This is a genomic window from uncultured Pseudoflavonifractor sp., assembly GCF_944387275.1.
Lineage (GTDB): Bacteria > Bacillota > Clostridia > Oscillospirales > Oscillospiraceae > Pseudoflavonifractor > Pseudoflavonifractor intestinihominis.
Genome location: NZ_CALXEG010000002.1, coordinates 57,727 through 81,780, shown reverse-complemented (window position 1 = coordinate 81,780; position 24,054 = coordinate 57,727). Strand labels below are relative to the sequence as shown.

24 protein-coding genes are annotated in these 24,054 nt (G+C 62.2%); 4 read left to right on the top strand and 20 right to left on the bottom strand.

Annotated elements, in window-relative coordinates; translation table 11 throughout:
* Positions 1 to 129 precede the first annotated feature (129 nt).
* From Q0K23_RS01095 to rplM, 5 genes are all read right to left on the bottom strand, one after another.
* Entirely contained in the window at positions 130 to 1,437 is a 1,308-nt protein-coding gene (locus Q0K23_RS01095; protein ID WP_294516821.1) for an ATP-binding protein, read from the bottom strand.
* On the bottom strand, positions 1,437 to 1,700 hold the full coding sequence (locus Q0K23_RS01090) for a LytTR family transcriptional regulator DNA-binding domain-containing protein (protein WP_294516908.1): 264 nt from the start codon (positions 1,698 to 1,700) through the stop codon (positions 1,437 to 1,439). Before Q0K23_RS01090 ends, Q0K23_RS01095 begins: the two co-directional genes overlap by 1 nt.
* Positions 1,651 to 2,151 (bottom strand): LytTR family DNA-binding domain-containing protein, encoded by a 501-nt coding sequence (locus Q0K23_RS01085; protein WP_294516818.1) that lies wholly within the window; start codon positions 2,149 to 2,151, stop codon positions 1,651 to 1,653. The genes Q0K23_RS01090 and Q0K23_RS01085 overlap by 50 nt, the downstream gene beginning before the upstream one ends.
* A 670-nt stretch (positions 2,152 to 2,821) precedes the next feature.
* Positions 2,822 to 3,226, bottom strand: a complete 405-nt coding sequence (rpsI, locus tag Q0K23_RS01080) for a 30S ribosomal protein S9 (protein ID WP_006570737.1) — start codon at positions 3,224 to 3,226, stop codon at positions 2,822 to 2,824.
* A 16-nt stretch (positions 3,227 to 3,242) separates the two neighbouring features.
* Positions 3,243 to 3,674: a 50S ribosomal protein L13 gene (rplM, locus tag Q0K23_RS01075; RefSeq protein ID WP_294516811.1), complete on the bottom strand. Its 432-nt coding sequence runs from the start codon at positions 3,672 to 3,674 to the stop codon at positions 3,243 to 3,245.
* 238 nt (positions 3,675 to 3,912) lie between these two features.
* Between rplM and Q0K23_RS01070 the strand changes: the two genes are divergently transcribed.
* Positions 3,913 to 4,686 carry an ATP-binding protein gene (locus tag Q0K23_RS01070; RefSeq protein ID WP_294516807.1) on the top strand — a complete coding sequence of 258 codons (774 nt, stop codon included), beginning with the start codon at positions 3,913 to 3,915 and terminating at the stop codon, positions 4,684 to 4,686.
* Positions 4,683 to 5,210: a DNA topology modulation protein FlaR gene (locus Q0K23_RS01065; RefSeq protein ID WP_294516805.1), complete on the top strand. Its 528-nt coding sequence runs from the start codon at positions 4,683 to 4,685 to the stop codon at positions 5,208 to 5,210. Before Q0K23_RS01070 ends, Q0K23_RS01065 begins: the two co-directional genes overlap by 4 nt.
* A 59-nt stretch (positions 5,211 to 5,269) precedes the next feature.
* Here the strand turns inward: Q0K23_RS01065 and Q0K23_RS01060 are convergent, their stop codons facing one another.
* Positions 5,270 to 6,361, bottom strand: coding sequence for a glycerol dehydrogenase (locus tag Q0K23_RS01060; RefSeq protein WP_294516803.1), 1,092 nt, complete (start codon positions 6,359 to 6,361; stop codon positions 5,270 to 5,272).
* A gap of 208 nt (positions 6,362 to 6,569) precedes the next feature.
* Here Q0K23_RS01060 and Q0K23_RS01055 point away from each other — a divergent pair, with 208 nt between their 5' ends.
* Together Q0K23_RS01055 and htpG are read left to right on the top strand one after the other, a co-directional pair.
* Positions 6,570 to 7,769, top strand: a complete 1,200-nt coding sequence (locus Q0K23_RS01055) for an ATP-binding protein (RefSeq protein ID WP_294516801.1) — start codon at positions 6,570 to 6,572, stop codon at positions 7,767 to 7,769.
* A 150-nt stretch (positions 7,770 to 7,919) separates the two neighbouring features.
* Positions 7,920 to 9,833, top strand: coding sequence for a molecular chaperone HtpG (htpG, locus tag Q0K23_RS01050; RefSeq protein WP_294516798.1), 1,914 nt, complete (start codon positions 7,920 to 7,922; stop codon positions 9,831 to 9,833).
* A gap of 62 nt (positions 9,834 to 9,895) precedes the next feature.
* On the opposite strand, the gene Q0K23_RS01045 is transcribed toward htpG, so the two are convergent.
* The 14 genes from Q0K23_RS01045 to Q0K23_RS00980 all read right to left on the bottom strand — a co-directional run bounded on the left by Q0K23_RS01045 (position 9,896) and on the right by Q0K23_RS00980 (position 24,054).
* Positions 9,896 to 11,107 carry a hypothetical protein gene (locus Q0K23_RS01045; RefSeq protein WP_294516796.1) on the bottom strand — a complete coding sequence of 404 codons (1,212 nt, stop codon included), beginning with the start codon at positions 11,105 to 11,107 and terminating at the stop codon, positions 9,896 to 9,898.
* A 180-nt stretch (positions 11,108 to 11,287) separates the two neighbouring features.
* A complete protein-coding gene (locus tag Q0K23_RS01040; RefSeq protein ID WP_294516794.1) occupies positions 11,288 to 12,760 on the bottom strand; it encodes a polysaccharide biosynthesis tyrosine autokinase in 1,473 nt (490 codons plus the stop codon).
* On the bottom strand, positions 12,753 to 14,243 hold the full coding sequence (locus tag Q0K23_RS01035; protein WP_294516792.1) for a CpsD/CapB family tyrosine-protein kinase: 1,491 nt from the start codon (positions 14,241 to 14,243) through the stop codon (positions 12,753 to 12,755). Before Q0K23_RS01035 ends, Q0K23_RS01040 begins: the two co-directional genes overlap by 8 nt.
* 24 nt (positions 14,244 to 14,267) lie before the next feature.
* Positions 14,268 to 15,074 (bottom strand): immunoglobulin-like domain-containing protein, encoded by an 807-nt coding sequence (locus tag Q0K23_RS01030; RefSeq protein WP_294516790.1) that lies wholly within the window; start codon positions 15,072 to 15,074, stop codon positions 14,268 to 14,270.
* 122 nt (positions 15,075 to 15,196) lie between these two features.
* Entirely contained in the window at positions 15,197 to 15,958 is a 762-nt protein-coding gene (locus Q0K23_RS01025; protein ID WP_294516788.1) for a tyrosine-protein phosphatase, read from the bottom strand.
* Between the two features lie 22 nt (positions 15,959 to 15,980).
* Positions 15,981 to 16,736, bottom strand: coding sequence for a hypothetical protein (locus Q0K23_RS01020; RefSeq protein ID WP_294516785.1), 756 nt, complete (start codon positions 16,734 to 16,736; stop codon positions 15,981 to 15,983).
* Between the two features lie 22 nt (positions 16,737 to 16,758).
* Complete coding sequence (locus Q0K23_RS01015) at positions 16,759 to 18,711, bottom strand: nucleoside-diphosphate sugar epimerase/dehydratase (RefSeq protein ID WP_294516783.1); 1,953 nt, start codon at positions 18,709 to 18,711, stop codon at positions 16,759 to 16,761.
* A 179-nt stretch (positions 18,712 to 18,890) separates the two neighbouring features.
* Complete coding sequence (locus Q0K23_RS01010; RefSeq protein ID WP_294516781.1) at positions 18,891 to 19,382, bottom strand: S24/S26 family peptidase; 492 nt, start codon at positions 19,380 to 19,382, stop codon at positions 18,891 to 18,893.
* Positions 19,379 to 20,620, bottom strand: coding sequence for a nucleotidyltransferase family protein (locus tag Q0K23_RS01005; protein ID WP_294516779.1), 1,242 nt, complete (start codon positions 20,618 to 20,620; stop codon positions 19,379 to 19,381). Before Q0K23_RS01005 ends, Q0K23_RS01010 begins: the two co-directional genes overlap by 4 nt.
* A 15-nt stretch (positions 20,621 to 20,635) precedes the next feature.
* Positions 20,636 to 21,502, bottom strand: a complete 867-nt coding sequence (locus tag Q0K23_RS01000; protein ID WP_294516777.1) for a metallophosphoesterase — start codon at positions 21,500 to 21,502, stop codon at positions 20,636 to 20,638.
* On the bottom strand, positions 21,503 to 21,763 hold the full coding sequence (locus Q0K23_RS00995; RefSeq protein WP_294516775.1) for a PqqD family protein: 261 nt from the start codon (positions 21,761 to 21,763) through the stop codon (positions 21,503 to 21,505).
* Positions 21,764 to 21,772: 9 nt separating this feature from the next.
* Positions 21,773 to 22,894 carry a radical SAM protein gene (locus Q0K23_RS00990; protein ID WP_294516772.1) on the bottom strand — a complete coding sequence of 374 codons (1,122 nt, stop codon included), beginning with the start codon at positions 22,892 to 22,894 and terminating at the stop codon, positions 21,773 to 21,775.
* Complete coding sequence (locus Q0K23_RS00985) at positions 22,882 to 23,742, bottom strand: hypothetical protein (protein ID WP_294516771.1); 861 nt, start codon at positions 23,740 to 23,742, stop codon at positions 22,882 to 22,884. The genes Q0K23_RS00990 and Q0K23_RS00985 overlap by 13 nt, the downstream gene beginning before the upstream one ends.
* Before the next feature lie 63 nt (positions 23,743 to 23,805).
* Complete coding sequence (locus tag Q0K23_RS00980; protein WP_294516769.1) at positions 23,806 to 24,054, bottom strand: hypothetical protein; 249 nt, start codon at positions 24,052 to 24,054, stop codon at positions 23,806 to 23,808.

Here is a 24,054-nt window from a genome sequence, read left to right as displayed (position 1 = left end):
TGCATCCTCCTCTGCAAAAACGGCTGATTTTTCAGCATAATCTGCACAGGCCGCCTGCCGGCGGCCTGGTTTTCTGTGCGACATGACAAAAAGCCGGGAACCTGAGTTCCCGGCTTTTTGTCATACCGTCTATTCCTGGCTCTTCCGGCTCAGCAGGATCTCCAGCCGGAAGAATCCGTCCTCCGTCAGGCCCATCCGCACCGACCCGCCGTATTTCTCGGCGATGTACCGGAGGCTCTTGGTCCCGTAACCGTGGAGGTTTTTGTCCCGCTTGGTGGTGACGGGCAGGCCGTCCTTAAACTCCGGCGCCACCGAGCAGTAGTTGAGCATCTGGATATACAGCAGGTCCCCCTGGGGCGTGGAACGCAGGGAGATCATACGTTTGTCCGTGTCCTCCTCCCCGGTGACGCTCTCGATGGCGTTGTCCAGGGCGTTGAAGAACATGGAGTAGACGTCCTCCAGGACCATGAAATCGTAGTCGGCCCCGTCAATGATGTAGTCGAACCGAATGGCGTTTTTTACGCACCGCCAGCTGATCTCGGTCAGCACCAGGTCAATGGCCGGGTTGCCTGTCTTGGCAACGCTGTCGTAGAGCAGCACCGAGCGCTCCAGCTCCTCGATCATCTCGTTGCGCTCCCGGGCGCTGGCGATCTGCTTGAGGGAACCGATCTGCTTTTTCAGGTCGTGGCATTTGATGTTGATGAAGTCCAGGTTGTCCCCGATGACCCGCTGCTGGTCCTTGGACTGCACCAGAAGATGCTCCATAATCATCTTGTCCCGCTCCAGGGAGTTCTGCCTGAACAGTCCAAACAGTTCAAACAGCACCAGGGTGCAGCAGATCACCGAGTACAGGCGGCACACCACCATGGACACAAAGCTGTCTCCGAACTGGCCGTAGGAGGTCAGCCTGCTGAGGATCACGTTCAGGAAGATGACGATCACCGCCAGAACCACAGCGATGACACTGCGGTTCTCAAAGTTGTTGTAGTCGTTGTTGTGCTTGATGAACAGGTAGTAAAAGGCCACCGAGATGGCAATATAGGGCAGGAAGTACAGAATATCGCTCACCAGCACCGGCATATCTGTGGCATAGTAGCGGACGATGGTGAACACGCCGTAGATCAGGTGCTGGAGGGCGTACCCGCCGATGGCGGCGTGGAGCGCGAAGAAGGGCTTGACCTCAAAGGAGTTCAGAATGCCCAGGAAGCATACGCCCCACGTGGCCTCGAAGACCACAAATCCCATGGCCCACTGGCCCTCCGGCCAGGCCACCCGCAGCAGATAGGCGCCGTAGCTGAAGCCGAAGATGAACACCATGGAGCACAGCGTCCGCAGCCAGAACTGCTTTCTGTGGGGGAACTTGTGGACAAACGCGCTTGTACATATGACCAGCTGCAACGCGAAGGCAAAGCCGGTCTTCATCATCCAGCTTCCCATCAGCGGTTCCTCATGTAGGTCATGAATTTCTCTGTGAACTCGTTCTTCTTGCCCCGGCTCAGGGCCAGCTCCTCGGGAAACTTGGAGATGGAGACCGTCCCCTTGTTGACCGACGTCACATGCTCCAGGTTCACCAGGCAGCCGCTGTTGCACAGGGCAAAGCCGCAGTCCGCCAGGGTTGCCGCGCACTCGGACATGGAGGACCCCTTCTCCTCAAAGGTCCCCCGGCTGGTGTGGTAGACCAGGGTGTGCTTGTCCACCATCACATAGTAGAATCTCGGACACGGAGAGCCGGATCTTCTCCTTGGACACGGTGAGCACGATCTCCCGGCCCTCCCGCTTTCTGACTTTCTCGATCACCCGGGCCAGCTTGACGCTGAACTGGTAGTATTTCAGCGGCTTGACGATAAAATCCAGGGCGTCCACCTCGTAGCCCTTGATGGCATACTGCATCATGTTGGTGACAAACACGATCCCGATGTTCTTATCCATGCTGAAAATGGTCCGCGCCGTATCCAGCCCGTTCAGATGCGGCATCTGGATATCCATAAAGACCAGGTCATAGATGGGCTGGTAGTCCGCCAGGAATTTGACCCCGCTGTCAAAGACTGCCACCTCAAAGTCCACGTTTTTCTCCTGCTCATACCTGGTCAAAAACTCCTGCATGATGTTTATCTGTTCCTGCTCATCCTCCACGATGGCGATCCGAATCATCTGTCCTTCCTCTTCCCCTTGACACACAGCCAATCACACCGAACGCATCTGCGCCGTTTCTCAGGCAGCAAGCCTCTGTCCGGCGGCCGGAGCTGGGTATGGATCCCGGGAGCTCTCCAGCTACTGCGTTCTGCAAGATTTGTGTTTTTGCACAAAATCTCGCCGTTCTCTTTCCCGGTTTTCAATATATCCTATCTCCGTATGGATGTCAAGATGGCTGGTTCTTCCAGTTTGCTCCGTGTATTATACGCTTTTGTTATGAATATTAATAGAATCAGTATTCATCCTTTTACTTGTGCTCCGCTCTTTCCATGTACAATTGCCGATATTCTGTTCCCTGTTCACCCCTGTCTCCATATACCTGGTCCACCACATATTCTCGCCATCACATCTTATCATAAATTAATGTTTATCTATATCAGTTCGCTTTTTTATTGCACTTTTTCTCTTCTATTGGAATTTTATTTCAAATGTTGTTTTGCCTTAGTAGTCTCTCCACTGCGCGCAGAATACTTTCGTACGTTCAGATTGCATCAGTCTTCAATCTTTATATTTATTCAAATAATTATACATTATTCTATCTGCATACTCAAAATAGGTTGCCAGATCAGGACAGCAAAAAACAGCCGGTCCATTCGGACCGGCTGTTTGCTGGCAGTCTGATATAAACTCAGCGTTTGCTGAACTGGGGAGCGCGGCGGGCGGCCTTCAGACCGTACTTCTTACGCTCCTTCATACGAGGATCGCGGGTCAGGAAGCCGGCGGCCTTCAGGGCGGGACGGAACTCGGGGTCCACGTTCAGGAGGGCGCGGGCAATGCCGTGACGGATGGCGCCGGCCTGGCCGGTCACGCCGCCGCCCACGACAGTGGCGACGATATCCACCTTGCCGACAGTGCCGGTGGTGTTCAGGGGCTGACGGACCACCATCTTCAGGGTGTCCAGGCCGAAGTAGTCGTCAATGTCACGGCCGTTGATGGTGATGGCGCCAGTGCCGTTGGGGAACAGGTGCACACGGGCCACGGAGGACTTCCGACGGCCGGTGCCGTAGAGATAAGGCTTCTTGCTCTTATACATAGTTCAGTTTTCCTCCTTATTCCGCGGTCCAGGCCTCGGGCTTCTGGGCGGCCTGGTTGTGCTCAGCGCCGCGATAGATGTGAAGCCGGGTCAGAGAGTCCTTGGTGACGATGTTGCGGGGCATCATGCCGCGGATGGCCACCTTCATGGCCAGCTCGGGCTTCTCCTGCATCAGGATGCGGTACTTGGTCTCCTTGAGGCCGCCGGGATAGCCGGAGTGGGTGCGATAGAACTTCTGCTCGCCCTTCTTGCCGGTCAGGACAGCCTTCTCGGCGTTGATGATGACCACGTAGTCGCCGCAGTCAGCGTGAGGAGTGTACTCGGGCTTGTGCTTGCCGCGCAGCAGGTTGGCGGCGGTGGCAGCGGTCTTGCCCAGGGGCTTACCGGCCGCATCGAGGATGTACCACTTGCGGACGATGTTTCCCTTGTTGGCCATAAAAGTGGACATAGGTGAAACCTCCATTGCTTTTATATCTTCCAAATCTGGACTTAACAGAATCAAAGCTCCACCTGTACAAGTGGAGCGTTTTGTATTATAATGCACTCGTTTCAAACTGTCAACGGCTTTTTTCATGTTTTTAATTTACAAATATGAAATCTCCGTTTTTCTCTCGTTTTCTTCCTTATACTCTCTCATACTAATTTTCATTTTTTAATTTATTTTCGTCAAAAAGTGAGGTTTCCCTATGAACACCAAGCTCCTGAGCTACGTCCGCCGCTGCGTGGAGGACTACGACATGATCAAGCCCGGCGACCGGATCGCCGTGGGCGTGTCCGGCGGAAAGGACTCCGTCACCCTGCTGGCAGCCCTGGCAGGCCTGCGCACCTTCTACCCCGTGCCCTTCACCGTGGAGGCCTTCACCCTGGACATGGGCCATGTGGACGGCGGCGAGGGCATGGACTTCACCCCGGTGGCAGAGTTCTGCAAGACCCTGGACGTGCCGTACACCATCCTGCCCTCGGAGATCCACCACATTATCTTTGACCTGCGGAAGGAGAAGAATCCCTGCTCCATGTGCGCCAAGATGCGGCGGGGCGCCCTCCACAACGCCCTGATGGACCACGGCATCCACAAGATCGCCCTGGGCCACCACTTTGACGACGCAGTGGAGACCTTCTTTCTCTCCCTCTTCTACGAGGGCCGCATCTCCTGCTTCCAGCCGGTGACCTACCTGGACCGGACCGACATCGTGCAGATCCGCCCCCTTCTCTATTTAAGCGAGGCCAGCATCCGCACCATCGCCACAAAGGAGGGCTACCCGGTGGTCCACAACCCCTGCCCCGCCGACGGCTTCACCAAGCGGCAGGAGATCAAGGAGCTGGTCCACAGACTGGACAAGCAGTATCCCGGCCTGAAGCAGCGGGTGCTGGGGGCTATGCAGCGGCTCCCCCTCCCCGAGTGGGGCCCGGTGAATCCCCGCCGCCGTCCCCTGCCCGACGTGGGAGGCGAACAGCCGTGAAAATCGCGGTGATGGGCTACTCGGGCGCGGGGAAATCCACCCTGTCCAGGGTGCTCTCCCAGCGGCTGGACCTGCCCCTGCTCCACCTGGACAAGATGCAGTTCACCGCCAACTGGCAGGAGCGGGACCGGGCGGAGGCCCTGGCCATGGTGGAGGCATTCATGTCCCGGGACAGCTGGGTCATCGACGGCAACTACTCCGGGTTCCTTCAGGAGCGCAGGCTGGAGGAGGCCGACCTCATCCTCTTTCTGGACCTCCCCCGGCTCACCTGCCTGCGCCAGGCCTGGGGGCGATACCGCCAGTTTCGCGGCCAGGTGCGGGAGAGCGCCGCCGACGGATGCTGTGAAAAGTTCGATCTGGAATTTTTCCGCTGGTTGGTGTGGGACGGGCGCAGCAGAAAACGGAGGGCCCGGTACCGGAGCCTCATGGCCCAGTACAGCGCAAAGGCCGTGGTGCTGAAAAACCGGGCCCAGATCCAGGCCTTCCTGGCCCGTTTCCCGGAGTCCGCTCCTACATCCCTCTGAGAAGCACGCCCCCGGCTGTCCTGACGGACGGCCGGGGGCATTTGTATGCTGCATTTCGCTCACTTGTACTGGCGGCCCAGAGCGTCGGCGGTCAGAATGGCGGCGCACACCTTGTCGGCGGTGATCTCCATGGGCATGTTGTAGATGCACCCGCCGGGCACGCAGGCGGCCTCTGCCACGGCCCGGATCGTCTCCATATCGGCGTCGGCCAGGCCCAGGCCGGCCAGGGTGGTGGGCAGGCCCACGCTGTTGCAGAAGCCCAGCACCTCTTCGATCTGATCCATGGGGGCGTTCTGGAGCACCAGCTGGGCCAGGGTGCCGAAGGCCACCTTCTCGCCGTGGTACATGCCCCTGGTCTCGAGGGCCACGGTGAGGCCGTTGTGGATGGCGTGGGCGGCGGCCAGGCCGCCCGACTCAAACCCCAGCCCGGACAGGTAGATATTGGCCTCAATGATGTTCTCCACCGCCCTGGTGCATACACGGCGCTCCACCGCCAGCTTGGCCTTCAGTCCGTCGGCAAGCAGGGTGTCATAGCAGGCCCGGGCCAGCACCAGGGCCGCGTTGGTGGCCTGTCCCCCCGCGTTGCTGACGGCCCGGGCATCCGCCGCCGCCCTGGCCTCGAACCAGGTGGACAGGGCGTCTCCCATGCCGGACACCAGCAGCCGGACCGGCGCCTTGCTCACCACGTCGGTGTCCACCAGCACGATATTGGGGTTGGAGGGCAGCTGCAAATACCGGTCAAAGACCCCGTCGTCGTGGTAGAGCACCGACAGGGACGAGCAGGGCGCGTCGGTGCTGGCGCTTGTGGGGACCACCGCCACCGGCTTGCCGCCGTAATAGGCCAGGGCCTTGGCGGTATCCAGAATCTTGCCGCCCCCCACGCCCACCACCACGTCGGCCTCCAGCCGGGCCATGGCGGCCTTCATGCGCTCGATCTCCGTCCTGGAGCACTCGCCGTCAAAACACTCGAAATGGACCTCGCAGCCGCCGGCCCGGAAGCCCGCCTCCAGCCGCTCCCCCATCCGCTCGTAGCCCGACCGGCCTATGAGCACAAAGGCCCGCTGTCCCAGCGGGCGGATATGGGCGCCGATCCGGTCCAGCTCCCCCTGTCCCTGAATGTACTTTCCCGGTGCAATGATGATGTTGGCCATATGTCAGCGCTCCTCACTGTACGGCGGTCTGGCCGCCGCGCTTTTCTGCTATATCAAAGCACCCTGAGTATATATTTATGATAATTATTTGTCAATCTTTCGCCGGGATTTTTTACAATTTTCCCCTGCTTCCCCGGCGGACAGCCCATTGACAACCGGTGCCGCCGCGCATAAAATGGAAAAAACACACGTCCGGGAGGGACCAGATATGACATTGGAAGCGCTGCGGTACGCCCTGATGGGGATATCCGCTTATCGGAATATGATGGACGAGCCCCTGATGAAGGAGGTCTCCGCCCTGCTGGAGGCCATTGGCGGCGGCCGGGGCGGCGAGGCCCTGGAGCGGTACTCCGGCGTGTTCTACCGCCTGCGGCAGGAGGGGTATGAGACTCTGGGCGGCTGGCTCCACGACAAGCTCCGCTATGAGGACGGGCCCTATCCCCGTCTGGTGGAGCGGGGCGGCGAGGACAGGGAGCTGACCGCCGCAGCGGAGCGGGATGTGGAGGTGCTCAGCCAGCTCTCCGGCCTGAGCGGCGGGCTGATCCTCAGCAAGATCGGCGCCCTGCTGCCCCCCGATGCGGCCACGGTCCCCGCCAAGCTGCCCCGCTGGAGCGGCGGCGTACCCTTTGACTTTGCCTCTCTGACCGAGTTCTACCGCCGCAGCGGCGCGGGCCTCTTTGCCCGCAACCGGGCCTTCCTGTGGGAGGAGGGCGCCCTGCGCCCGGTGGACAACCCGGACTGCACCGACGGCGCGGAGCTCATCGGTTATGAGCGGCAGCGGGACAAGGTCATCGCCAACACCCGGGCCATGATGGAGGGCAACCTGGTCAACAACGTGCTGCTCTACGGCGACCCGGGCACCGGCAAGTCGGTGACCGTCAAGTCCCTGCTCACGGTGCCCGGCTTTGAGGACCTGCGGCTCATCGAGGTGCGGAAGGAGGAGTTGGGCGAGCTCCACGACCTGATCCCCACCCTGGCGGGCCGGCGGCACAAGTTCATCCTCTTTATCGACGACCTGGCCTTTGACCAGGATGATAAGACCTACTCCGTCCTCAAGACCATCCTGGAGGGCGGCCTGGAGCGCCGTCCCGCCAACGTGGCGGTGTACGCCACCTCCAACCGCCGCCACCTGGTGCGCCAGACCTTCTCCGACCGGGCCGGGGACGAGGTGGACCGCACCGAGACCATCGCGGAGAAGACCTCCCTGTCCGAGCGGTTCGGCCTGCGCATCCCCTATCTGGCGGTGGGCAAGCCGGAGTTCCTGGACATGGTGGAGCGGATGGCCGACCTGTACGGCGTCTCCATGGACCGGGACACCCTCCGGGCCGAGGCGGTGAAGTTCGAAATGCACCATCCGGGAAGGACGCCCCGCACCGCCCGGCAGTTCATCGCCAGTCTCAGCATGTAATCTGTCCTCTTCGGGGGCAATTTGTAAATTTTCTTTGAACCCCCTTGAAAATTACAGTACGAAGGATTATCATAGCGTTAGCACTCAGAAGTTCCGAGTGCTAACGCTATGTTGTTGATACGCATCTTTTTATATATGGAGGCAGATATCATGGAAAAGAAACAGTTTCAGGCGGAATCCAAGCGCCTGCTGGACCTGATGATCAACTCTATCTACACCCACAAGGAGATTTTTCTCCGCGAGATCATCTCCAATGCCAGCGACGCCATCGACAAGCTGGCCTACAAGGCCCTCACCGATGACAAGGTGGGCCTGAACCGGTCCGACTTCAAGATTGTCCTCACCCCCGACCAGATCGCCCGCACCCTGACCATCAGCGACAACGGCATCGGCATGACCAAGGAGGAGCTGGAGGAGAACCTGGGCACCATCGCCCGCAGCGGCTCCCTCCAGTTCAAGCAGGACATGGACCAGGACAAGAAGGCCGACGTGGACATCATCGGCCAGTTCGGCGTGGGCTTCTACTCCGCCTTCATGGTGGCCGACAAGGTCACCGTCACCAGCAAGGCCTACGGCTCCGATCAGGCCTGGCGCTGGGAGAGCGAGGGCGCCGAGGGGTACACCATCGAGCCCGCGGAGAAGGCCGGTGTGGGCACCGACATCGTGCTCCACATCAAGGCGGACACCGACGACGAGAAGTACGGCCAGTACCTGGAGCAGTACCGGCTGGACGACCTGGTGAAGAAGTACTCCGACTACATCCACTACCCCATCCAGATGCTCATGCACAAGTCCCGCCAGAAGGAGCGCCCCGCTGACGCCGGCGAGGACTACAAGCCCGAGTGGGAGGACTACGACCAGTGGGAGACCCTCAACTCCATGGTGCCCCTGTGGCAGCGTCCCAAGAGCGAGGTGACCGCCGAGGAGTACAACAACTTCTACAAGGAGCACTACGGCGACTGGGAGGACCCCATGTCCGTCATCCACGTCCACGGCGAGGGCCAGGTGGAGTACAAGGCCATGCTCTACATCCCCGGCCACGCCCCCTATGACTTCTACACCCGCGAGTACGAGAAGGGCCTTCAGCTCTACTCCTCCGGCGTGCTCATCATGGACAAGTGCGCCGACCTGCTGCCCGACCACTTCCGCTTTGTCCGCGGCGTGGTGGACTCCGCCGACTTCTCCCTCAACATCTCCCGTGAGGTGCTCCAGCACACCCAGGTGCTGAAGATCATCGCCACCAACCTGGAGAAGAAGATCAAGGCCGAGCTGCTCAAGCTGCAGAAGGACGAGCGGGCCAAGTATGAGACCTTCTGGGCCGCCTTTGGCCGTCAGATCAAGTACGGCGTGCTGGAGGACTACGGCATCCACAAGGACATGCTCAAGGACCTGCTCCTGTTCCACTCCTCCAAGGACGGCAAGCTGACCACCCTGGCCGAGTACCGCCAGCGGATGCCCGAGGACCAGCAGTATATCTACTACGCCTGCGGCGAGAGCGTGGACCAGATCGCCCGCCTGCCTCAGGCCGAGCGGATCCTGGACAAGGGCTATGAGATCCTCTACCTCACCGAGGAGCCCGACGAGTTCATCATGAACGGCCTGGGCGCCTGGGACGAGAAGTCCTTCAAGCCTGTGACCGACGAGGACGCCCTGCCCCAGACCGACGAGGAGAAGGCCGCCTCCGAGAAGAAGGCGGAGGAGAGCAAGGACGTGCTCACCTTCGTGAAGGAGACCCTGGGCGACAAGATCAAGGAGGCCCGGGTGTCCAAGATCCTGAAGTCGGGCGCGGTGTGCCTCACCGCCGACGGCCCGGTGACCATTGAGATGGAGAAGTACTTCTCCCGCATGGACCCGGAGCGTGCCCAGGGCATGAAGGCCCAGCGGGTGCTGGAGCTCAACCCCGACTCGGGCGCCTTCGCCGCCCTGCGGGAGGCGGTGGACTCCGACCCGGAGAAGGCCAAGAAGTACGCCGAGCTGCTCTACGACCAGGCCCTGCTCATCGCCGGCCTGCCGCTGGAGGACCCTGCCGCTTACACCGAACTGGTGTGCAGCCTGATGAAGTAAATCGGAAAACAGAATGCCGCCCCGGCGCCGATGGCGCCGGGGCGGCGTTTTCTATGCTGTGATTAACCCTCGTAGGGCTTGTCTGTCTCGATGTAGACGCCCATCTCTGCGCTCCAGCTCACGTTGAAACCCAGCGCCTGGCCCAGGTCCCGCAGCTTGTAGTAGGTGTACCCGCCGCCGGCGTCATCGGTGAGCAGGATGGCATCCAGCGCGGCGGCAGAGCCGTTCACATTGGTGGCGGCAGCGGAGTCCTGATAGCTCCGGTTGCCACTGAAGGGGGTGGACATCTCAGAGCCATTGGGAGTGTAGGCCTGACCGGTGACCAGATTTACCGCGCCGTCCCAGCCCACGTTGAACTGGGCGGCGGTGCCGTTGAGGGCGTACGCCACGTCGCGCACCTTCACATAGTTGGTGTCGTTGCCCTTCTCGTCCTTGAGGGCATACATCTGGAACTCCACGGCCACGCCGTCCACCTTCACCGACTGGGTGGAGGCATAGGCGGTCTTGGCGGGGGTGGGGGGCGTGACGCCGCCGCCGGTCCAGACGGCATAGGTCACGTATTCGCCGGCGCTGTCATAGATGCTGGTCAGAGTACCCCAGTCAAAGGTCTCCTGCTTGAGCTGGAGGGGCTTACCGTACTGATCCTTAAACTGGGAGACAAGGGAGCTGGCCGCAGCCGTATCGTCCATATACACCCGGAATCCCTCAAAGGCGGGCTCATCCCGCTCCACCAGGATGCTGCCGCTGTTCAGGGTATAGCTGTCGTTTACAGTCAGGCCGGTGGTGGTGATAGAGCCGCCGGTGAGGGTCAGCTTGAAGCAGGAGAAATAGGTTGAGGTGATGGCGGCGTCGGTCAGCGCCAGGTCGCCCAGCGTGAGCTGATGGCAGGAGAGACTACCCCCGCCCTGGATGGTCACCGTGGGCTGGTCCTCCAGGGTCTTGCCCATCTTATAGATGGAATCCATGGTATTGACGCTGTTGCTCGTGCCGCTGGTCAGCACAAGGGTGAAGGACTTGTCCAGATTACACAGCTGGAAATAGCCGCTGTCGCCATAGGGATTGTCAGGGGTTGCGATGTTAAGCCCGTTGAAGGTCATGGTATAGTTGCCGTCATAGCTCCAGCCGGCGCCGCTGGCAGGGACGTCATAAGAATAAAAGGTTTCGCCGAAGCGGAAGCCCACCCGGGTTTCACCCATGGCATCCGCCAAGGCAGGGACGGACAGCCCCAGGGCCAGAGCCATGGCCAGAAACATGGATAGAAATTTTTTCCTCATAAAAATACCTCCCATTCCCATATCCTGCGGCGTGAGCTGTTCCGCAGGACATAATTTCCTGTATTTTATACTTTTTCTAAATTTAAATCAATAACATAAGTTAATAGAAACTGGAAAGCCGAGAAACATTCGAAATAAAAATTTCCCTTGGAGCGGCTTGCGCTCCAAGGGAAATTTTGTTTATTTTCTCTCTTCTTCCAGCTGGCCGTCCCGGCCGCTCTTGCGGCTGTGCCGCTCATAGCTGCGGTAGCCATATCCATAGCCGTACCCGTAGCCGCCGCCGCTCTCCTTCACGCCGTTGAGCACGCAGCCCATCAGGGGCGTCCGGCTGCTGGAGAGCAGCTGAATGCTGTCCATAATGTGGGGCACCTGGGCTTTGCCCGCACGCACCACATATAGAATTCCGTCGGCCAGAGTGGCCATGGCGGTGCTGTCGCCCAGCAGGCCGTTGGGCGGCGTGTCGATGACCACGTAGTCGGCCTCTTCCCGCAGGGCCTTTATCAGCCCGGACAGCTTGCGGGACTCCAGCTGCCGCCGGGGATTCTCCACCGCCTTGTCCCCGGCCAGCACCCGCACCCGGGTGCCCTTCAGGTCCACCAGCGCCTCCACCGGATTGCTCTCCCGGCTCTGGAGCAGCTCCGCCATGCCCTTGGAGGGCGCGGTCAACCCCAGGGCCTTCTTGACGCTGGGCTTGCGCAGGTCCATGTCCACCAGAATGACACGGGCGCCGTTCTGCCCCAGGGTCAGGGCCAGATTGACCGCCACGGTGGTCTTGCCCTCGCCGGGCACGGTGCTGGACACCAGGAACACCTTGCTCCCCTGCCGCTCCGCCTCCCGCAGGAACCGGATGCGCAGGCTGCGGATGCCCTCCTGGAAGCCGCTGCCCGTCCTCTCGTTCAGGATGGACACCGCGCCCCCGGTCTTGCCGGTGCGCCGCTTGAAGGACACGGTGGGCAGGGTGCCCAGACAGGGCACGTTCATCCATTTCTTCATGTCCTCACGGGTGCGGATGGTCTTGCTGGCCATGGCCAGGACCAGCAGGAACACCACGCCCACGCCAAAGCCCAGCACCGCGCCCTTGATGATGGTGCGGGTGGGCTGGAAGGCGTTATAGGGCTGGCTGGCCACTGCAGGCGGCACCAGCACGGTCAGCTCCGTGCTGCCCACCACGTAATTGGCCACCTGGGGATAGACCGCGATGACTCCGTTGAGGATATCGCAGGCGTCCTGGGCGCTGGTGCTGGTCACCTGCACCGAGAACAGGTTGGTGTTTTCCACGGACTGGGCCGTGATGCTGCCGTTGAGCCAGGTCACCCCCAGCTCCCGCTGGAGGAGCTGCTGCATCAGGTCGGAGGAGAGCAGATAGGGGAAGGTGTTGGCCAGCTGCTCGGCGGCGGCCTTGTCGTAGTAGCTGTCCACGCCGGTGATGTCATACTGGTTGCTCAGCAGCTGGACGGTGAAGGTGGCCTCCGAGCGGTACATGGGCGTATAGCTGCGCCAGCTGCGCAGCCAGAGCAGCCCGCCCGCCAGCACCGCCAGCACCAGCGGCACCCAGAACATGCGGGTGAAGATCCGCAGAAACTCCCACAGCAGGGCGGTCAGATCAATGGGCTCGGGCTCTTCCATATGCTGTTTTGTCTTCTGTTCATCCATTGCCGTTCTCCGTCTCCCGGTTTTCCTCGTCTCCGGTCCGGCTGTGCCGGCGGTGGCCGTAGCCGCCATAGCCGCCATAGCCCCCGTAGCCGTACCCATAGCCATATCCGTACCCGTAGCCGTACCGCCTGGACTCGCTGAAGAAGGGGGTGGTGCGCACGTCGTTCAGGATGCACCCCAGCAGCTCGCTCTTGCAGCCCCGCAGCAGGTCCGCGGCGTCATTGATGCGGGCGGCGGGCACGAAGTCCTGCCGCACCACCAGCAGCGAGGCGTCCGCCTGGTCGGCCAGGTACTCCACGTCGGAGAACAGGGCGATGGGCGGGGAGTCGATGATGACAAAGTCCATCTCCGCCCTGGCCTTTTTCAGCAGCTGTCCCATGCGCTCCGAGGCGATCTGCTCCGCCGCCTGCCTGCTCCCCTGCTTGGACAGCAGCACATACAGCTTGTGGGTCCCCAGGTACTCGGGGGCGTACTCCGCCTTGCCCGCCAGCACGTCGGCCAGCTCCACCCGGGGGTTGTGGCTCAGGATCTTGTACTGGGCCGCCTTGTGCATATCGGCGTCCAGAAGGAGGACTTTTTTCCCCTGCTGGGCCAGGGTCAGGGCCAGGTTGGCGGCCACGGTGGACTTGCCCTCGTTCTCCGCCACGCTGGTGACCAGAATGACCTGGTAGCCGCTGTTCTTGGCGGCATAGCCCAGCTTGACGCCCAGCTTGTACATGGTCTCGGTAAAGCGGAAACTGGCCACCGGCATGGTGACGAGCAGCCCCTTGTTGGTCCGGCGGAGCTTGGTCCGCAGGGTCTTGTTCTTGCTCTCATGGAAGATGACGCCGAACTCCCGGGCGTCCACCTTGTGCCGCAGGCCCGTGGTGTTCTGCACCGTATCCGCCCACAGGGTGAGCAGCACCACCAGGGCTGCCACGGCGCCGGCGCCGCCTATGGCGGTCAGCTTCACCGTCCGGCCCCGGTTCAGGGGGTTGGAGGGGGCGGTGGGCACCCTGGGGCTGTCCAGCTGCTTGAGGATCACGTTCTGGAACATCTGGTCGGACACGCTGTCGTAGTTCTCCAGCACCAGCTTCAGAGTGCGGAAAGCGGTGTCCGGCCGGTCCGCCGTCACGGTGACCACCAGCAGGTTGGTCTCCGGGATCACCACCGCCGACAGCTCCCCGGGCAGGGTGGCCTCCCCCATCAGCTCGGCGGCCAGGCTGTCGAACACGTTGCTCTCAAAGAGGGTGGTAAAGGTCTCCGCGATCTCGGCGGACATGCTCAGGTTGGACAGCACCGAGGAGTAGCTGCTGCTCTTGACCGACACGGCCAGAGTGGTGCTGGCGGTATAGGACGGGTGGTACAGGCCGGTCATGGCCATCCACGCGCACAGCGCGCCGATGAGCCCGCCGGCGATGATGGCCGGGAGCTGGCGCAGCACCCGCCGCACCATGCACAGCGGCTCAATGCCGCCCCAGCTGAACGCTTCCTTTTCTTCCATTGCTTCGGCTCCTCCGTTCCGGCTTTACTCCACCACCACAAAGAGCTCGGTGGTCCCCGTCACGCCGGTGGTCCCGACGCAGGAATAGGTCACCTGATAGCTGCCCGGCGTGCCGGTGTCCACGTTGGACTCCACCGTCACGTTGGCCGCGTCGCCGCCGATGACCTCGTCAAAATAGTCCATGGGCTGGAAGCTGTCCCCCGCCTTCAGATAGACCAGGTACTGCTTCAGCAGCAGGTAGGGCTCGCCGGCCGCCCGGTTCTGGATGCGGATCTCCGCCGTCCAGGTGCTGGTGTCCCCCATGCTGTTGGTCACCTCAAAGGTGACCGGATAGCGGCCCTCCGCCATGGCGTCCAGGCCGGTACTGGTGACCTTCACCTGAGTGGACAGGTCCCCGTCGATCACGTCCCAGGCGGTCACCCGGTCCCGGATCACCACCGGCTCCCCCAGCTCATAGCGCAGTTCCGCGCTCAGGCCGAACCTGGGCGGCGTGTAGTCGGTGTAGCGGACGGTGCGGGTCAGCTTGGTCACATGGTTATCGCTGTCCACCACGGCGTAGGTCACGGTGGTCTCGCTGTCCTGGATGCTCTTCTCGATTCCCTCCACCATGATCTGGCCGGTCAGGTCGCCGTCCTTCTCGTCCCAGGCGGTCACGCCCTCCAGCAGCACGTCCTCGCTGCTCTCCCCCACCTGGATCACCAGCGGAGTATCCGGGCACTCGATGACGGGCAGCGTCTGGTCCGCGGTGCTCCGCTGCCGCACCTCCATCCAGACAAAACCCGCCGCGCTCACAAGCAGGAGCGCGGCGATGATGAAATGAAGCTTTCTCATGGAATCTCCTCGCTAAATCATGACTGGTGTTTTGCCGCCCTGAGCGGGGCAATTTTCACTCCGATCTGTATTTTTTATCTCAAAAATACAGATCGGAATCAAAATAAGCGCAGGCTGCCGCCTCAGAATCCGCCGAACCGGTCGAACAGAGGCTCCGGGGCCGCCACCGGCTGGTCGGCCAGGATACGGCTGGGGTTGTCCTCCAGCAGCAGGTCCGCCAGCTCCTGGGAGGCCGCGCCGCTGATGTACTCGTGGATGTCGGACAGGCGGGTGGTCCGCTGGTAGGGGCTGTGGGCGTCGCTGCCGATCAGGTGGACGCAGCCCTCCCGCAGGCACCAGTGGGCGGTCCTGGCCGCGGCCTCGCCGAACCGGCCGAAGAAGCTGCCCTTGTTGAGCTGGAGCACATACCCCTCCTCCATCCAGCGGAAGAGCCGCTCCGGGTCCCGCTGGACAAAGCGGTACCGCTCCGGGTGGGCCACCACCGGCCGCACCCCCTCCTGCCCCAGGGCGGAGAGCATACGCTCGGCAAAGGCGGGGGCGCACTGGAAGTCGAACTCCGCCAGTAGATACCCGCTGCCCCCCAGGGTCAGCAGCCGCCCCTCCCGCAGCAGGCGGGGGGTGGAGGGGGTCACAAAGACCTCCATCCCCGCGTGGATGCGCAGGGGGAGCTTGGCCTTCTGGACCGCCTGTTCCAGCCGGAGGAACCGCTGGGCCAGGTCCCGGGAGCGGTAGTTGTCAAAGCCGCTCTCCGGGTCGCAGTGGGGGGTGGCCGCAATGGCACGCACGCCGCTGTCCACCGCCAGCCTGGCCATGGCCAGACTCTCCTCCAGAGAGTCCGCGCCGTCGTCCACGCCGGGCAGAATATGACAGTGCAGATCCACCATGCGCCTTCCCCCCTGTCCTGTCTCAGCCCTCCTGGAATGCCCGGATGTAGTAGGCCTTCTTCAGGCTCTTCTCCTCCTCATAGGTCTTCTGAACCTCGTCGGCCAGGCTCTCGCTCTGGCCGGTGGACTTCAGCAGCTCCCGCATCCGGGACACGATATCCGCCACCTTCTGGTCGCACTCCTTCTCCAGCGCGGTGAGGGCCTCATATTTGCTGTACACGATCTTGGTTCGGTTCTCCGAGGTGTGCTCCCCGGCGGTGTACTCGTCGATGGCCTCCTGCACGATGGCCTCCAGCTTGCCCTCATAGGTGGCCTGGAGCACGTACATGGTGGCCACCAGCTGCCGCAGCTCCTCCTCGGCCTCCTGGGTGGAGGTGTCCCCGCCGGGGGCCGTGCTCTGGCTCTGGCTGGCAGACGGACTCTGGCTGGGCGTTCCGCTCTGGGAGGCATCCGGCGTCTCCGCCTCGCTGCCGGTCTCCGCCCCGTCTGTTCCGCTCTCGCCCAGCAGCAGGGCGGCGGCGTCCTCCTCGCTCAGCTCGCCGCTGGCCAGCTGGGCCATCTCCTCCTGGGAGAAGGTATAGGTGGGGATCTTGTAGTCCTCCATGGCCTTCTCCAGGGTCTTGCGGTTCTCCTCCGCCCTGGTGTCCAGGGTGTCGGTGTCCATGGTCATCATGTAGGCCACAGCCTTGATGTTGTTCCACTGCACCGCCACGGTGATGGCCCCTGCCACCAGAACCACGCCCACAACAGCCAGTGCGATCTTTCCCGCTTTTTTCATGTCAGTTCTCCTAAGTGTGTTGTCAGCCGATGCGCTGCAGCGCCCGGGCCTCAAAAGGGAGGGGCTCCTCCGTCTCGGCGGCCTCCTGCTCCCCTTCTTCCCCGCCGGACTGTCTGGCCAGACGGCTCAGCGCCGCCTGGTTGACCTCCTCCGGGTCGTGGAAAGTGGGCACCAGATGGTGGAGGGCCCGGAAGATATCCGCCCGCTTGCCGTGCTCCAGCACGTCGGACAGCTCTGCCAGACGGCGCTCCAGCGCCGCCTCCGGGATGACGGGCTTGAATTCCACAAAGATTTTGTCGTTCTCCGTCCGGGACAGGTTGGCCGACTTGGTCAGCAGCTCCTCGTAGAGCTTCTCACCGGGGCGCAGGCCGATCTCCTGGATCTGGATGTCCTGGTAGGGCGTCAGACCGGACAGGCGGATCAGGTTCTCCGCCAGATCCAGAATCCGCACCGGCTTGCCCATGTCCAGCACGAACACCTCGCCGCTCTGGGCCAGGGACCCAGCCTCCAGCACCAGCTGCACCGCCTCCGGAATCGTCATGAAGTACCGGATGATCCGCTTGTCCGTGATGGTCACCGGGCCGCCGTAGGCGATCTGCTTCTTGAACAGGGGGATCACCGAGCCGTTGGAGCCCAGCACGTTGCCGAACCGGACGGCGGCGAACTTGGTCTCCGCGTTCTCCCGCAGGCCCTGGAGCACCTGCTCGCACAGGTACTTGGTGGCCCCCATGATGTTGGTGGGGTTGACCGCCTTGTCGGTGGAGATGAGCACAAAGGCCTCCGCCTTGTGCTTCCGGGCGGCCAGGGCGGTGTTGTAGGTGCCGAACACGTTGTTCTTGATGGCCTCTTCCGGGCACTGCTCCATCAGGGGCACGTGCTTGTGGGCCGCCGCGTGGAACACCACCTGGGGGTGGTACAGGCGGAACAGCTTGTCCATCTTCTCCCGGTCCCGCACCGATGCGATCTCCACCACAAAGTTCAGCTTGCCCCCGAATCGGTGGAGCAGCTCCTGCTGCAAATCATAGACCGAATTTTCCGAAATGTCCACCGCAATCAGCTGTCTGGGCCCACATTCCGCGATCTGACGGCACAGCTCCGAGCCGATGGAGCCGCCGCCGCCAGTCACCAGCACCGTCTTGCCCTCCAGGAAGGACCGGACGCTGGCCTTGTCCAGCTGGATGGGGTCCCGGCCCAGCAGGTCCTCGATCTGCACCTCGCGGACGTTGGAGGCCATGATGGAGCCCGCGTTGCCCTCCAGCTGCTTGATGGGGTCGGACAGGATATGCAGGCGGCACTTGGTCTTGGAGCACAGCTCCAGGATCTCCGCCTTCCGCTCGGCCTTCAGGGTGGGGATGGCCAGGATGATCTCGGTCACCGGAGTGTCCTGCAGGATGGCGCACAGGTCATTGATGGGGCCTTTCACCGGCACGCCCTGGACCACCTTTCCGATCTTGTCGGGGGCGTCGTCCAGCAGGCAGTAAGGGGCGTAATTCCCGCCGATGTTGTGCATCAGCTCGTAGAGCAGGGACACGCCGGCGGTGCCGGTGCCGATGATGGCCACCTGCCGCTGGCCCTTGTTCTGCATGCCCGCCCTCCGGAACCGGAACAGGCGGTAGGCAAAGCGGTAGGCCAGCATGACCACCAGGGCGATCACCGTGCCGAAAAAGGCGGAGGCTATCCACACACTCTGGGCCCCCAGCAGGACATTCAGCACGGCGTAGAGCACATAGCCCGCCGTCAGCCCGCTGAGCAGGCAGAGGTACTCCCTGCTCTCCGCGTAGCGCCACAGGCTCTCATAGGTCCTGAATACCACCTGGAACACCAGCACACAGGCGGTCAGAAACCCGATGTGCAGGATCAGATTGAGCAGGCGGATGTCATTCCTCAGATAGGCCGGCAGAAATATCAGGATATTGCACGCAAAGATGGTGAACACATCCATGGCCAGCACAATCCACCCGCGAATACGTGCCATGTTCATATCTCTCTTCTCCCCTATATCTGGCTTTATTCGTTCCATTTTATCTCATTTCTTCCTGGAAGTCAAATAAACCAGGTATATATTCGGGAAAATATTGCCTCTTTTCCCACTATGCCCGACAGCCTGGAAAGCCCTGTGGGGACAGCGCTGCAGGCGTTTTGCGGAGGGGCGCATCAGGCCCTCCGGCCCGTCGGCCGCCCGGGTCTCAGCCGGCCGATCCGTCCCAGAACCCGCAGCAGCGCCGGCCGCACCGGCAGCAGCAGCTTCCACAGCCGGCGCAGCAGCGCCCAGTCCCACCGCCGGGCGGGAAAGGGGGGCTTTCCGCTCCGGCTGATCTTCACCACCACGCCCAGCACCTGGTCCGGGCGGATGGTCTCAAACCAGGTCTGGCCGTCGCCGTTGATGACCAGCAGACCGTCCGCCGTGAAGTGGTGCAGCCGGTGGAGGATCCACTGGCCGCTGTCCCGCTTGAAAAACAGGATGTCTCCCGTCCGGACGGGCACAAGATCGGGGGATTTCAGGTACACCTTGTCCCGCCGGTCCCGGAGGAAGGGGACCATGCTGTTTCCCGTCACCACCAGGGGCACCTCCGCCCCCGCCCGGAGCAGCGGCGCCAGCCGCTCCTCCACCTGGTCGTCGTGCAGCAGACGCCGCCCGCTGTTCATGGGATCACCCCGTATTTCTTCAGTAAAGCCACCCGGCGCTCGCCGATGGCCACGCTCTCCCGGGCCGCGCCTGTCCGGCCCAGGTTCTCCCCGGCGTAGTGGGCCAGCCGCTGGACCCAGGCCCCAGGCAGCAGCCAGGGCTTTTTCTTTAAATAAGGATAGCGCCCCTCTAGCTCTCGGGCGGAGGGAAACACCGTCCGCAGTACCGACCGGCCCAGCGTCTGCTCCCCCTCCGCCGCTGCGGCGTTGAGGGTGATGCGGCTGCTGTGGAGCCGCACATCAGAGCTGCTGCCGTACACGCCGGCGGTGAGCAGATCCTCCAGCAGGGCGCCGCAGTCGGTCTCACCCCGGGCGGCCAGGGCCGCCTCCATGGGCAAAGGCCAGCGTCCGGCAAAGCCCAGGTACTCCGCGCCGATGGCAAACAGGTTCCGGGCAAAGCAGTCCGCCCGGAAGGGCTCCAGGGCGGCGAAAAAGCCGTCCCAGTCGATGCGCTCTCCCCAGGCAGCTGCCGCCAGGCAGATGTCGCACACCTGCCGGACGCCAAAGCCCGAGTGGAGAAAGTGCTTGAAGCTGTGGCAGATGAGATAGAGCAGGTGGTCATCCGGCCCCATGGTCCACACCGGGCCATTTGCCCCCTCCAGGCGTATGCCCCGGTCAAAGGACTGCTCAAAGCAGCGGTTCATGCCGCCGTAGGCCCGGGCGTCCTCGGGGAACAGCTTCCGGTGGAGCTCTATGCGCAGGCCGCTCTCCCTGTCCCAATAGGTCACCACCTGGGCCTCGCCCAGCCGGCCGTCCCCCTCCTGCTCCATCCCCATGCGGGTAAACACCCGGTGGATATCTTTCATCTCTTCCTCCCGGGCCAGCAGGTCCTCGTCGGAGGAGGGGCGCAGGTCCGGATTGGGGTAGAGCAGGCGGCAGGCCAGACCCTTGACTAGAAGGGGCCGCAGGCCCTCTGCCTCCAGCGCGCCATAGAGCGCCTCCAGCTTCCGGGTGCGCCGGGTCTGCCCCACAGCGCTCTGGAGCAGCATCTGCCGCAGGGGGCGCAGAGCGTCCGCCTCCGCGCCGGCAGTCCTGGCGGCGGGGATGAGCCGGTCCAGCACCAGGGGGAGGACGTGCTGCTCCTCCGCCAGCGTCAGGAGCCTGTTAAGCTCTTCCTCATCTCCGGGCCACTGGGCGGCCTCCTGCCGGAACAGGGCCGACCGGAGGCACTGTAAAAGCTGCTGCTCATGTTTCTCCACAGGCGGTCTCTCCTCTCAGGCCGACAGATCCAGCACCATGACCTCCGGCGGGTTGTTGAACCGGGGCAGCCGCTCCGGTTGACTGCCCAGGCCGCTGGTGACCGCCAGGACAAGCTTGTCTTTCTCATAGATGCCGTGTACATACTTCGGAAACAGGCCCTGGTCCCCGCCGAACACGCCCCCCAGCAGGGGCAGCACCACCTGTCCCCCGTGGAGGTGGCCGCTGACCACCAGATCCACATTCCAGGTTACGGATGCCTCCCCGAACACAAAGCTGTCCGGCCGGTGGGACAGCATCACCTTATACCGGTCCGTGTCCTGGAAATCCGTCAGGAACTGCCACACCTCCGGCTTCATCCGCGCCGGATCGCAGGAGTTCTTGTCGTCCAGGGCGAAGGCGTAGTCGTACATGCCGCCCAGCCGCAGCTGTGCGCCGTTGACCGTCAGGTCCACATAGTCCAGCTCCAGCACCACCGCCCCCAGGGCCTCGATCTGGGCCCGCAGGTCGGAGGTGTTACAGGAGATGTACTCCCGCTCATGGTTGCCCCAGGCGTAGTAGACCGGCGCGATCTCCACCAGCTGCCCCAGCAGGTCCAGCAGATCCTCCGGCCCCGGCGCGTCGCCGTTGAGCATATCCCCGTCCAGCAGGATCAGATCCGGCTCCTGTTCCGCCACCAGGGCAGCCAGCTCGCCGTTGTGTTCCCCGAACACGCAGCCGTGCAGATCCGACAGCACCGCCAGCCGCACGGGCAGCCCCGCCTCCACCTGCCAGGTCCGGGCCACCGGCCGGTGGGCCGAGCGCCACACTCCCCAGACCACCCAGGCCGCCAGGAGCAGGAGGGCCGCCGCCGCTAACAACAGCCACCGCCGCCGTCTCCTCACTTAGAGGATCTCCATCTGTCGGAGCTGATTCAGGAATTCCGTTACATCCTGCTCCAGCGTCTCCCGGTCCACGTCGTACTCCTCCAGCAGCGTGTCCACCAGCTGCTCCGTACCCTCAGCCTGGGGCAGAAGCTCCCAGATGCGGGCTCCAGTCTCGCTCAAGGAAAACAAACCGTTATTTTTGATTACAGTATCACCTACTGGAATCAGAGCATAGTCCCCTGCGATCTCCCGCAGGACCAACTGTTTCTTCACTTCCATTGTGCGTTCTCACTTTCCGTATTTTTCCCATGTCAGGTGAATCAGGTTTCTGGTCATCTCACAGAGATACTCCGGCTTACAGTCCCACCGGCCGGTCTCCGCTGCGCAGGAGGCAGCACAGGAAGCGCACTGCTGCTGCATAGGGCAGCCCGTGCACTCCTTGGGCAGGCGAATGGCTGCCGCCATCTGTCTGGCCGCCCCCCAGGCTGCGGCAAAGCCCTGCTCCGGCACGGACACGCCCTGGTCCGCCATCATACCGCAGGGGAGCAGACGACCGTCCCAGGTCATCCAGAAGGAGCTGCGGCCCGCCCGGCAGAAGAGGGGCTCGCCCTCGGCGCCACCGGTGCACTCTTCGCCGTCCGGCGGCAGACCGCCGTTCTTCACCGCCTCGCGGAGCTGCTCCTCTGTCATGGTCTGCTCCCGACAGAGCAGCTCGTATTTGGCCGCGTCGGCCGCCGAAAAGCGGTGGTCCGCCTGGCCGGCCGCGCCGCCGTTGATACGAACCGGCGGGAACATATAGGTGGTGGACTTGATGTAGACCCCCAGCTCTCTGCCGATGCGGAAGATATCCGCCACGTCGTCCTTGTTGTCCGGGGTGATGGAGGCGTTTAGCCGCACGGGGATACCCGCCTCCTTCAGGGCCCGGATGTTCTCCACCACCTGGTGGAACATGGGCCGGCCGCACAGCCGCTCATAGGTGGCGTCGCTGCCGCCGTAGAGGGTGATGTTGAATCGGAGCGGCGGGTCCTTTTTCAGCATCTCCAGCACCTCCCCGCGGATCAGGGAGCCATTGGAGTTGATTGACACCAGCAGGCCCAACTGCTTCAGCTCGTGGAGCAGCCGTGGAAACTCCGGGAATACCAGCGGTTCTCCGCCGGTGAGGAGCAGAAAGACCATACCGGCGTCCTTTGCCTGCCGGGCGATATCCAGCCACTGATCGGCGGTGAGCTCCCGTCGGCCGGAGGCGGCGATCTGCTCCGGCGTCTGGTGCACATAGCACATCTTGCAGCTGAAATTGCAGCGGGGTGTCAGCTCAAAGCTGCCGCTGACGGGCAGGCCCAGCATACTTCCCTTCTGGTGGATATATGTGGACCACAGTGGTTCCACATCCCGTTCCATTATCTGTCCCATAGATATTTCTCCAAACTTTTGACTGCACCCTCATCCGGCCGACAGGTCAGATAAAATACAGGCTGTTCGGTCAAAAGCGCCGAAAGGATTTGGGTGGCATTTTTAATTTCCTCTGTATCCCAGGTCCGATAGGAAACCCTGGGGAGCAGCGCGCGAAACGCAGTCAATCCTCCCAGCGGTTCCACCGTATTCTCCGGCCCCTGGGCCAGCAATACCAGCGCTTTCAGAGGGGTACCTACATTTTTGCAGATACCGGATGTACCGCTGTAGCAGACACCATAGGCCCAAAAGGCTCCGTCCGGGCCGCGCCGGATCAGGGTTCGGTCGCCATTTATGACCTCAGCCCCCCTATATTTCTCCCAGAGAGCGGCCTGGGTAGACTTTCCCATTCCACTGGGCCCAGAGAACAAAATCCCCTGGCCCTGATAAGCAACATATGCGGCATGGAGGACGAGTCCACCATATTCCAGCAGGATTCCGAACAGATCGGCCGACATCAGTACGTTCCGCGCGTACAGCATGTCTCGGAAGGCTTCCGACCACAGCATTTCCGTCACATCGCCCTGCCTCCGCCACCAGCAAGCGGGCCGCAGGGGATCCCTGTGGCTGATCTTGTAATTATGAAAGCCGCAGAGTACGCCGTCCTCCCTCCACATTTTTTCCTCCGGCGTATCAAGCGGCGAGTGGCTCGGAGGAGTCGGCAACTGTTCTGCAAATCGGCATTGAATCTGATGGTCTGGTTTTCCACCCGGAACACGGAACCGCTCCAAAAGCGTATCCGTCCGGATGGACACCTCTGCTGTCAGGGCAAAACGCACGCCGCCGAATTGATAATCCTGCCGGTACAACAGGCCTGCCTCCTTTTCTGCAAAAAAGCCCCGCCCCATCGGGGCAGGGCTTTTTGCGTGGTATTACGATGTGAAGAGGATGGTCTTGCCGCTGGGGCCGTGGTAGCAGGGCTTATCATGCTTCTGCAATGTAGCCAGGCCCTGAGCAAGATCATTGCATGTACCATACCAGAAGAGCGTGGGAATACCGGGACTCGTAATCGTACAGCCGTAATCCTGGGACGTCACATGGAAGTAGCAGCCCTTGGCGATGTCGCTGCACAGCTCGAAGCTCTCAAAGCCGATCTCGGGTTTACAATATCTCTTTTTCAT